Below are 10,449 nucleotides of genomic sequence, written 5' to 3'. Positions count from 1 at the left end.
CTGTGGCTCGTGCCGATGGCGCTGCTGCTGCTGGCCGCCGTGGGCGCGGCCTGGGCGCTGCTCAATGGCCCGGCGGCGCTCTACGTATTCCTCGGCGCCTTCTTCTACGGCGTGGTCTACACGCTGTGGCTGAAGCGCCGCACGCCCTGGAACATCGTGATCGGCGGGCTGGCCGGCAGCTTCGCCGTGCTGGCCGGCGCGGCCGCGGCCGATCCCGTGCCGGGGCCGCAGGCCTGGCTGCTGGCACTGGTGCTGTTCCTGTGGACACCGCCGCACTTCTGGAGCCTCGCGATCGCCAACCGCAGCGAATACCTGGCCGCGGGGATCCCGATGCTGCCGGTGGTGGTGGGCGACGTGCGGGCGGCGCGGATCGTGTTCGCGAGCACGGTGATGCTGGTGATGGCTTCGCTGCTGCCGCTGGCGTTTGGTGCCGGGTGGATCTATAGCCTGGGTGCGCTGGGCGGCGGGGGCTGGTTCGTGAAGCAGACGTGGCGGCTGGCGCGCCGGCCAAGCCGGCTGAATGCGATGGGCGCGTTCTTCGCGTCGTTGATCCAGTTGAGCGCGCTGCTGGCGGCGGCGACCGCGGACGCGTTCCTGCGCTGAGGGGATCTTCACCATGCGCGCGCTCGGGCCCGTTCCACTCCCTCCCCCTTTGGGGGAGGGCTGGGGTGGGGGCGCTCCGGGCAGCGATGAGCGCACTGCGTGCCCTCACCCCAACCCTCTCCCAGGGAGAGAGGGAGCAAGACCGTGGCTGCGGCGGGCGGTGGCGGTGATGCTGCTGGCGCCCCTGCTGGCAGCCGCGCAGGAATCCGCGGTCCTCGACCGCACCGACGCCCTGCGCGCCAGCCAGGCCGCCGTCGGCCGCACCATGCCCGACCCCACCCTGCTCGATCGCGAAGGCCGCCCGGTGCGGCTCTCCGCCTTCCGCGGCCGGCCGCTGCTGGTGAGCTTCATCTACACCGGCTGCTTCGAGGTCTGCCCCGCCACCACGCGTGCGCTCGACCAATCGATGCAGGCGCTGCAGGCGCGCTTCGGCGAGCGGCAGTTCAACGTGGTGAGCATCGGCTTCAACCAGCCGGCCGATTCGCCGCAGGCCATGAAGGCCTTCGCCGCGCAACACCGCATCGCGCGGCCGAACTGGGAGTTCCTGAGCGCACCGGCCGCCGTCGTCGCGCCGCTCACGCGCGAGTTCGGCTTCCGCTACGCGCCGACGCCGGCCGGCTTCGACCACGTGCTGCAGGTCTCGCTGGTCGACGCGCAGGGCCGCATCGTGCGCCAGGTCTACGGCGACCAGCCGGCGGTGGACGTGCTGGGCGACGCGCTCGCAACGCTGGTGGCCGGCCAGCCGCTGCCGCCCCAGGGCTTGGTCGGCGAGCTGGTGGACCGCATCCGCATCCTCTGCACCGTGTACGACCCGAAGACGGGAACCTACCGGACCGACTACGGCCTGGCCCTGGAGATCGCGGGCGGCCTGACTTTCATTCTTTTCGTGGCGCTGTACATGCTCAACGAATGGCGGGCGCGACGCAGGGAGCGCCGCCGTGCGTCGCTGGCTGCGCGCGCTTGACCACGGCTTCGACGGCGCCTTCGGGCCCGCGGCCGACCCGCTCAAGCAGCTGGGCGCAATCGGCTTCCTGCTGCTGTGGCTGCTGGCCGCCTCGGGCATCGTGTTGTACGCCCTGCTGGAGACCTCGGCGGCCGGCGCCTACGATTCCATCAGCGCGCTCTCGCGCACGCCGGCTGGCGCCGCGCTGCGGGGGCTGCACCGCTACGCCGCCGACGCCTTCGTGCTGGTCGCGTTGCTGCACCTGGCGCGCGAATGGGTGCTCGGATGCTACGAGCGCTTTCGCCGCCATGCGTGGATCACGGGCGTGGTGCTGCTTCCGATCCTGTATGGCTGCGCGATCGGCGGCTTCTGGCTGCACTGGGACCGGCTCGGCCAGTTCTCGGCCCTGGCCACGGCCGAATGGCTCGACGCGCTGGGCTTCCTCGGCTCGCCGCTGGCGCGCAACTTCCTTTACGGCGCGGTGAGCGACCGCCTGTTCTCGCTGTTCGTCTTCGTGCACTTGGGCCTGCCGCTGCTGCTGGTGTTCGCCTGCTGGGCGCACGTGCAGCGCATCGGAACGCCGCGCGTGTTCCCTGCCCGCCCGCTCGCGCTCGGGACCACGCTGACGCTGCTGGCGCTGGCCCTCCTGCTGCCGGTGCAAAGCCAGGGCACGGCCGAACTCGCCAACGCGCCGCAGCGCCTGGCCTTCGACTGGCTGCTGCTGTTCGTGCATCCGCTCGCCGCCGCCACGTCCGCGTCTTTCGTGTGGGCGCTGCTCGCGCTGGTGCTGGCGGGGCTGCTCTGCCTCCCGTTTGCCTCGCGCCGTCCCCGCGCGCCGGTAGCGCAGGTCGAGCCCGCGCACTGCAACGGCTGCGGCCGCTGCGTGGCCGACTGCCCCTACGCGGCGATCACGCTGGTGGCGCATCCGCTGCGCCGCCGCCAGCCGCTCGCGCAGGTGCGCAGTGCCGCGTGCGCGGGCTGCGGCATCTGCACCGGCGCCTGCCCCTCCTCGACCCCCTTCCGCAGCGGCGAGGCTTTCGTGACCGGCATCGACCTGCCGCACTGGCCACTGGCCGCGCTGCGCGAGCGGCTCCAGCAGGCGCTGGCCGCGGGCGCGCGCCGGGTGCTGGTCGGCTGCGAACACGGCGCGCGCGTCGAGGCGCTGGCCGGGCCGCAGGTGGCGGTGCTCACCCTGCCCTGCAGCGGCATGCTGCCGCCTTCCTTCGTGGACTACGCCTTGCAGCACGGCGCCGCGAGCGTGGTGGTGAGCGGCTGCCGCGAAGGCGGCTGCGAATACCGGCTCGGCCCGCGCTGGACCGAGGCGCGCCTGCGCGGCGAGCGCGAACCGCGCCTGCGTCCCTCCGTGCCCGCCGGCCGCTGGCACACCGTCTGGGCCGATCCCGGCGAGGAGGCACGCGTGCGCGCGGCGCTGGAGGCGATCGCATGACGACCTGGCGCGCGTGGCTCGGCCAGGCCGTCCTGTACGGCCTGTTCGCGCTCTTCATCGGCGTGTTCTCGCGCTGGCCGGCCTGGCAGGCGCTGCCGCCCGGCGAGGCCGTGCTGAAGGTGAGCTTCATCCACCACGGCCAGCGCATCGCGCCCTGCCGCCCGTACACGCAGGAGGAACTGGCCAGGCTCGCGCCCAACATGCGCACGCCGCTGAAGTGCGAGCGCGAGCGCGCGCCGGTGCAGGTGGAAGTGGACCTCGACGGCGCCACCGTGTTCCGCCATGTCGCCCAGCCTTCGGGGCTGTCGCGCGACGGCGCTTCTTCCGTCTACCACCGCCTGAACGTGGCCGCCGGCGAGCATCGCCTCGTGGTGCGGCTGAAGGACGGCACCGGCACCGGCTTCGACCACGTGCGCGAGACCACCGTGCGGCTGCAGGCGGCGCAGGTGCTGGTGATCGACTTCGATCCGCAAAAGGGAGGGATCACCTTCTCATGAACACGCCCACCGTCGTCCCCGCGCAGGCGGGGACCCAGAACCGCACGCAACGCTCTGCGCTGGATTCCCGCCTGCGCGGGAATGACATGCCAGCGGCGCAGGCCGCTTGCCTTTACACCCTGCCGGTACCGCGCGACGCCCGCCTCGCGCTGGCGCGCGGCTGGCTGCACCTCGGCCTCGCGGCGCTGGTCGGCTCGGGCCTGTTCTCGATCCTGCTGGTGGCCTCGCGCACGCCCGGCCTGAACCGGCTGCTGCCGACGGCGGACTTCTTCCGCGTCGCGCTGGTCGTGCACGTGGACCTGTCGGTGCTGGTCTGGTTCGTCGCGCTGGCCGGCATGCTGTGGAGCCTCAACGCGCAACCGGGCGCCCGCCGCACCGCGCACGCCGCTCTCGCCCTGGCCGGCAGCGGCACGGCGCTGATGGCACTGGCGCCCTTCCTCGGCGCTGGCGAGCCGGTGATGGCCAACTACATCCCGGTGCTCACCTCGCGCGTCTTCCTCGCCGGCCTGCTCGCCTTCGGCGCCGGCGCCGGCCTGCTGGTGTGGCGCACGCTGGCGCAGGCGCCGCGGCTCGGGATCGCGTTCGACGGCCCCGGCGCGCTGCGCTTCGGCCTCAACGCCGCGGCGATCGCCGGCGCGGTGGCGCTGCTCGCCTTCGCCTGGTCATGGACCCAGGTCCCCGCCACGCTGGAGGGCAAGGCCTACTACGAGATCCTGTTCTGGGGCGGCGGTCACGCGCTGCAGTTCACGTGGACCCTGCTGATGCTGGTGGCGTGGCTGTGGCTGGCCGGTGCCTGCGGTGCGCGGCTGCCGCTCAGCCCGCGCGTCACCGTGCTGATGTTCGGCCTCGCGCTGGCGGCCGTGTTCGCCACGCCGGTGGCCTATCTGGCCTGGGACGTGGCCTCGGTCGAACACCGCGCGCTGCTCACGTGGGCGATGCGCCTGGGTGGCGGCCCCGCCATCCTGCCGATCGCGCTCGCGGTCCTCGTCGGGCTGCGCACGGCGCCGCCGCTGCCGGCCGCGGCGCGGCCCTGGCGCGCGGCGCTGCTCGCCTCCATCCTGCTGTTCGGCGCCGGCGGGCTGATCGGCGTGTTCATCGCCGGCAGCAACGTGCGCATCCCCGCGCACTACCACGGCTGCATCGTCGGCGTGACCCTGGCCCTGATGGGCCTCGTCTACCACCTGCTGCCGGTGCTCGGCTACGCGGCGCCGCAGGGACGGCTCGCCGTGGCGCAGCCCTGGATCTACGGCGCCGGCCAGTTGATGCACATCGTCGGCCTGGTCTGGTCCGGCGGCTACGGCGTGCAGCGCAAGGTAGCCGGCGCCGAACAGGTGCTGCGCAGCGCCGGCGAAGTGGCCGGCATGGGCCTCATGGGCCTGGGCGGCGCAATCGCGATCGTGGGCGGCCTGCTGTTCGTGGTGGTGGTGCTGCGGGCCATGCGCGCGGGCGCCCCGCGGCCCCTGTACAGCGTGCCGGCGGCTTCGTGATGGCGCACCTGCAAGCCCTGTTGCAGCGCCTGTTCCTGCGTGCCGAGGAACTGTTCAACGCCGCCTTCGGCGAGCAGCTGAACCCGCTGTACCACCTGGGCGCGATCACCTTCTTCCTGTTCTGGCTGGTGGGGGGCAGCGGCCTGTACCTCTACGCCTTCTTCGAGACCGGCGTTTCGGCGGCGCACGCCTCGGTGGAGGCGCTGACGCACGGCCAGTGGTGGGCCGGCGGCGTGCTGCGCAGCGTGCACCGCTACGCCTCGGACGCGATGGTCGTCACCATGCTGCTGCACCTGGCGCGGCACTTCGCGTTCGACCGCTTCCGCGGCTGGCGCTGGTTCTCCTGGCTCACCGGCGTGGTGCTGATCTGGCTGGTGTACGTCTCCGGCATCAACGGCTACATGCTGCCCTGGGACCGGCTGGCGCAGTTCGTGGTGATCGCCAGCTTCGAGTGGCTGGACTGGCTGCCGGCCTTCGGCGGCAGCCTGGTGCGCAACTTCATGTACGCGAGCAGCGTCAGCGACCGCTTCTTCTCGCTGCTGTCCTTCCTGCACGTGGGGTTGCCGCTCGCGGTGCTGCTGCTGATGTGGGTACACGTGCAGCGCGTGCCCAAGGCCCGCACCACGCCGCCGCGGCCGGTGGCGATCGGCATCGTCGCGGCATTGCTGGTGCTCTCGCTGGGGCAGCCGGCCCTGAGCCAGGGCGGTGCCGCCGACCTGGGCCAGGCGGTGGTCCGCATCGCGCCCGACTGGTTCTATCTTGCGCTGCTGCCTGTGATCGCCGACGGCGCGCTGGCAACTGCGTGGGCCCTCACCGGCGCCGGCACGCTGCTGCTGGCGACGCTGCCCTGGTGGCCGCGGCGGCGCGTCGCCGGCATCGCCGAACACACGATGACGCTCGCCGGGCCGGTGGGCGAGCCGGTGCAGGTGCCGGTGCGGCCCGACGAGACGCTGCTCGATGCCGGCCTGCGCCAGGGGCTGCCGCTGCCCTTCGAATGCCGCAACGGCGCTTGCGGCGTCTGCCTTTGCAGCGTGGAGCACGGCGCCGTCACGCATCGTCCTTACCAGCGCAGCGCCCTGCCCGACGCTCTGAAGCAGCAGGGCAAGGCGCTCCTGTGCTGCGCGGTGCCGCTGCAGGACGTGGCGGTCACGGTCGATGCGTGGGCCAGTGCGGTAGCCGTGCGCGAGTTCGACGCCAAGGTGATCCGGCTGGAGCGGCTGGCCGACGACGTGATGCGCGTGTGGCTGCGCCTGCCCGGCGGCGAGCGCCTGCGCTTCGCCGCCGGGCAGTACCTCCACGTGATCCTCGCGGACGGCCAGCGGCGCGCCTTCTCCTTCGCCAATCCGCCGCACGACAACGCGCTGATCGAACTGCACGTGCGCCGCATTCCCGGCGGACGCTTCACGGGCCACGTGTTCGAGGGCTTGCGCGTGGGCGACACGCTGCGGCTGGAAGGGCCGCTGGGCAGCTTCCGGCTGGCCGAGAGCGAGCGGCCGATCTTCTTCGTCGCCGGCGCCACCGGCTTCGCGCCGGTCAAGAGCATTCTCGAGGACGCGTTCAAGCGCGGCATCCGCCGGCCCATGCGCCTGTACTGGGGCGTGCGGCGGCCGCAGGACCTGTACCTGCTGCCGCTCGCCGAGCAGTGGCAGCGCGAGCATCCGCAGTTCGGCGTCGTGCCCGTGGTCTCGGAGCCGCAGCCGCAGGACCACTGGAGCGGGCGCACAGGGCTCGTGCACGAGGCGATGCTGGCCGACGCACCGGAGCTCGCCGGCGTGGAGGTCTACGTGTGCGGCTCGGTGCGCATGGTGGAGAGCGCCGTGCCGGCGCTGCTGGCGCGCGGGCTGGACGAGGACGCGTGCTTCTCGGACGCGTTCCGGCCGGCGGGGGCGGCGGTGTAGGGAGGTGTCGCGCGGAAGTGGGTACGCGTGCGGCGCGCATTCGTAGGCTGGAGCTGAGCGCCGCAGGCCGAACCCCAGCGATGCGTGAGCGCAGCGAAGCGCTGGGGTTCACGCGCGCCCTTCGGCGCGGTTCACCGCCACCTACGAACGGCACGGCGCCGCGAATCGGCGCGTCAGGACAGCCGCGCGCGCAAGCTCGCGCTGGCCCACAGCTCGCCGTCCGCACCGGCGATCAATCCTTCCACCCCGCGCGTGCGCTCGACGAGCGCGCGGCCTTCGCGCGCGCCCAGCACCATCGCCGCCGCTCCGAGGCCGTTGACGGCCTGCAGCTCGCGGCCGACCAGCGTGACCCCGTGCGGGCCCTGCGTTGGCTCACCGGTGCGCGGGTCCAGCACATGGTGCCAGCGGCGGCCGCCACGGACGAAGAAGCGCTCGTAGTCGCCCGACGAGGCGACGAATCCCTCGCGCACGTCCAGCGTGGCCAGCAGGCGCTGCGGTACCCGCGGGTCGCGGATGCCCACGCGCCAAGGCCGTGCGCCGCGCTCGCTCATCGCAACGACGTCGCCGCCGCCGTTGACGAGCGCGGTGCGCACGCCGTGCGCGCGCAGCGTCTCCAGGCCCGCTTGCAGGATGTACAGCTTCGCGATGCCGCCCAGGTCGAGCCGCATGCCGCGGCGCTTCAGGTACGCGGTGCCGGCCTGGTCATCCAGCACCAGCTGGCGCCAGTCGACCGCGCCGAGCCGTGCGCGGATGGCCTCCGGTGCCGGCATGCGCGGATCCTGCGGATCGAACTGCCAGCGCCCGAGCGAGCCGATGGTGGCATCGAAGGCGCCGCCGCTTTGCCGCGACACGCCCTGTGCCATGTGCAGCACCTGCAGCAGTTCCGGCGCGACGGCCACGGGTTGCAGGCCCGAGGCCAGGCCGATGGCAGCGACCTCGCTGGTCGCCGAGTAATGGCTCATCACCGCGACGAGCGCCGCCATGCGTTCGAAGGCCGCGTCGCTGGCGGCGCGCAGCAGCGCGGCATCCGTGCCGCGCGCGGCGATGTCCACCTGCGTGCCCATGAGCGCGCGCGAGGCGCGCACGCCCTGCTCGCCCGGCGTCGCCGCCAGCACGAGCGGCGCCAGCGCGAGGCCGGCGCCGGCGAGCAGCACGCGGCGCCGCGCCGCGGATTGCGGATGCTTCACTGCGCTGCGCTTCCGTTCAGTGCGATTGCGACACCATGTAATCGACCGCCGCCTTCACGTCGGCATCGGCCAGCGCCGGGTTGCCGCCTTTCGGGGGCATCTGGCCCTTGCTGCCGTTGAAGCCTTCGAGCGCGTGCTTGTACAGCGTGTCGTTGCCCTGCGCGATGCGCGGGGCCCAGTCGGCCTTGTCGCCGGGCTTCGGCGCACCGGCGACGCCGGCGGCGTGGCACAGGGCGCAGGTCTTGCCGAACACGGACTTGCCTTGTTCGTTCACGGGTGCGGCCGCCGGGGCGGCGGCCACGGTGGTGGCGGCCGGTGTGGCCGGCGCAGGGGCCGCAGGGGCAGGCGCGCTTTCCGGCTTGCCGCAAGCCGCGAGCAGCGCCGCGGCGGAAAGAGCGAGGCAGAGGGTCAGTCGATTCATGGGTACGCAAACCTTTCGAGGGGGCAGCGCGATTCTAGGAAGCACGCGCGCTTTCGAAGGTGCATTTGTGATCAACCTTTGACAAAACTCAAGTGGAAACCCTAGTGCGCGCCGATGATTCGAAACGCCGGCACGCGGCCAGCGGTCAACCAGGTCCGCACGGCATTTCATTTCACGAACTGCAGAACATCCGATGACTACCAAGTCCAAAGCACCGACGCCAGCCTCCGAAGTCCCCGCCGCCGCGGGGCGTCGCCGGTTCCTCAATACCGCGGCGGCCAGCCTGGCGGGCGTCGGGCTCGCGGCCTGTTCGGACAAGCCTGCCAGCGCGCCGGCGCCGCAGCCCAATGCGGCGGCCCTGTCGCACGCCGACGAAGGCACGTCCTCCTCGGTCCACCTCAAGCCGGGCGAACTCGACACCTACTACGGCCTCTGGAGCGGCGGCCACAACGGCGACATGCGCGTGCTGGGCCTGCCCTCTGGCCGCGAGATCCACCGCATCCCCTGCTTCGTGCCCGACGTGCTGGTGGGCTGGGGCGTCACGAACGAGTCCAAGGCCATCATGGGCACCAAGCCCGATGGCAGCCTGAAGTACACGGTGGCGGACACGCACCACACGCACGCCACCTACAAGGACGGCAACTACGACGGCCGCTACGCCTTCATCAACGACAAGATCAACTCGCGCATCGCCCGCATCCGGCTCGACTACCTGACCTGCGACAAGATCACCGAGCTGCCCAACGTGCAGGGCTTCCACGGCATCTTCCCGGACAAGCGCGACCCGGTCGATCCGGCGATCAACTACAGCACGCGCGTGTTCTGCGGCGGCGAATTCGGCATTCCGCTGACGGCGGCCGACCTGGAGAAGCCGGAGCACTACCGCTCGCTCTTCTCCTGCGTGGACATCGAGACCATGGAAGTGCGCTGGCAGGTGCTCATCGACGGCAACTGCGACCTGGTGGCCACCTCCTACGACGGCAAGCTGGCCGCCACCAACCAGTACAACGTGGAGAACGGCGCCAAGTACGAGGACATGATGTCCGCCGAGCGCGACGCCTGCCTGTTCTTCAACATCGCCCGCATCGAGGAAGCCGTCAAGGCCGGCAAGGTCAAGCGGATCGGCGACTCCAAGGTGCCGGTGGTGGACGGCACGCGCGAAGCCAACAAGGACCCGAAGACGGCGCTCGTGGCCTACGTGAGCGTGCCCAAGAACCCGCACGGCGTGAACGCCAGCCCCGACGGCAAGTACTTCATCTGCGCCGGCAAGCTGTCGCCCACCTGCACCGTGATCCAGCTGGACAAGGTGCTGGAGTACTTCGACGGCAAGCTGGAGGGCCCCGACAAGTCCATCGTCGCCGAGGTCGAAGTGGGCCTGGGCCCGCTGCACACCGCCTTCGACGGCCGCGGCAACGCCTACACCACCCTGTTCCTCGACAGCGCGCTGGTGAAGTGGAACGTGGAGGCCGCGATCAAGTTCCACGCCGGCGACAAGAACGCCAAGTACGTGGTCGATCGCCTCGACCTGCAGTTCCAGCCGGGCCACGTGAACGCCTCGCACTCCGAGACCGTGGCCGCCGACGGCAAGTGGCTGGCGGTGGGCTGCAAGTTCTCCAAGGACCGCTTCCTGCCGGTCGGCCCGCTGCACCCGGAAAACGAGCAGCTGATCGACATTTCCGGCGAGAAGATGGTGCTGAAGGCGGACCACCCGGTGCGCGGCGAGCCGCACGACTTCATCATCTTCAAGCGCGAGATCCTCAAGCCCAAGCAGGTCTACGACCTCAACGAGTTCCCGCTCGCCGTCAAGGACCCGAAGGAAAGCGGCGTCACCCGCAACGGCCGCAAGGTCACGGTGAAGCTGACCTCCCAGGCGCCCGCCTTCAGCCTGCGCGAGTTCAAGGTGAAGAAGGGCGACGAGGTCACGATCATCCTGACCAACCTGGACAAGGTGGAGGACCTCACGCAC

Annotated in this window: 9 protein-coding genes; 7 read left to right on the top strand and 2 right to left on the bottom strand. The window is 71.6% G+C overall.

Features of this window, described 5'->3' with window-relative positions; all coding sequences use genetic code 11:
* The 6 genes from VFM98_RS20345 to VFM98_RS20320 form a co-directional block, all read left to right on the top strand.
* Nucleotides 1-603, top strand: a 603-nt coding sequence (locus VFM98_RS20345; protein WP_325111716.1) for a protoheme IX farnesyltransferase, incomplete at its 5' end; no start/stop codon positions are given.
* Nucleotides 604-772: 169 nt separating this feature from the next.
* On the top strand, nucleotides 773-1,567 hold the full coding sequence (locus VFM98_RS20340; RefSeq protein ID WP_325111715.1) for an SCO family protein: 795 nt from the start codon (nucleotides 773-775) through the stop codon (nucleotides 1,565-1,567).
* Nucleotides 1,542-2,993 (top strand): hydrogenase iron-sulfur subunit, encoded by a 1,452-nt coding sequence (locus tag VFM98_RS20335; RefSeq protein WP_325111714.1) that lies wholly within the window; start codon nucleotides 1,542-1,544, stop codon nucleotides 2,991-2,993. The genes VFM98_RS20340 and VFM98_RS20335 overlap by 26 nt, the downstream gene beginning before the upstream one ends.
* Complete coding sequence (locus VFM98_RS20330; RefSeq protein WP_325111713.1) at nucleotides 2,990-3,490, top strand: hypothetical protein; 501 nt, start codon at nucleotides 2,990-2,992, stop codon at nucleotides 3,488-3,490. Before VFM98_RS20335 ends, VFM98_RS20330 begins: the two co-directional genes overlap by 4 nt.
* On the top strand, nucleotides 3,487-4,977 hold the full coding sequence (locus tag VFM98_RS20325) for a cbb3-type cytochrome c oxidase subunit I (RefSeq protein ID WP_325111712.1): 1,491 nt from the start codon (nucleotides 3,487-3,489) through the stop codon (nucleotides 4,975-4,977). Before VFM98_RS20330 ends, VFM98_RS20325 begins: the two co-directional genes overlap by 4 nt.
* The gene (locus tag VFM98_RS20320; RefSeq protein ID WP_325111711.1) at nucleotides 4,977-6,875 is read left to right on the top strand and encodes a 2Fe-2S iron-sulfur cluster-binding protein; all 1,899 of its coding nucleotides are present in this window, start codon (nucleotides 4,977-4,979) and stop codon (nucleotides 6,873-6,875) included. Before VFM98_RS20325 ends, VFM98_RS20320 begins: the two co-directional genes overlap by 1 nt.
* 173 nt (nucleotides 6,876-7,048) lie before the next feature.
* On the opposite strand, the gene VFM98_RS20315 is transcribed toward VFM98_RS20320, so the two are convergent.
* Both VFM98_RS20315 and VFM98_RS20310 read right to left on the bottom strand, forming a co-directional pair.
* Nucleotides 7,049-8,062, bottom strand: coding sequence for an FAD:protein FMN transferase (locus tag VFM98_RS20315; RefSeq protein WP_325111710.1), 1,014 nt, complete (start codon nucleotides 8,060-8,062; stop codon nucleotides 7,049-7,051).
* A 16-nt stretch (nucleotides 8,063-8,078) separates the two neighbouring features.
* Complete coding sequence (locus VFM98_RS20310; RefSeq protein WP_325111709.1) at nucleotides 8,079-8,483, bottom strand: c-type cytochrome; 405 nt, start codon at nucleotides 8,481-8,483, stop codon at nucleotides 8,079-8,081.
* Between the two features lie 193 nt (nucleotides 8,484-8,676).
* On the opposite strand from VFM98_RS20310, the gene nosZ reads away from it, so the two are divergent.
* Nucleotides 8,677-10,449 (top strand): TAT-dependent nitrous-oxide reductase (gene nosZ, locus VFM98_RS20305; protein WP_325111708.1); only part of this gene is annotated, 1,773 nt, incomplete at its 3' end.

Source organism: Ramlibacter sp. (assembly GCF_035706265.1).
In the GTDB taxonomy this organism is placed as follows: Bacteria; Pseudomonadota; Gammaproteobacteria; order Burkholderiales; family Burkholderiaceae_C; genus Ramlibacter.
This window is presented reverse-complemented; position numbering and strand designations above follow the sequence as displayed.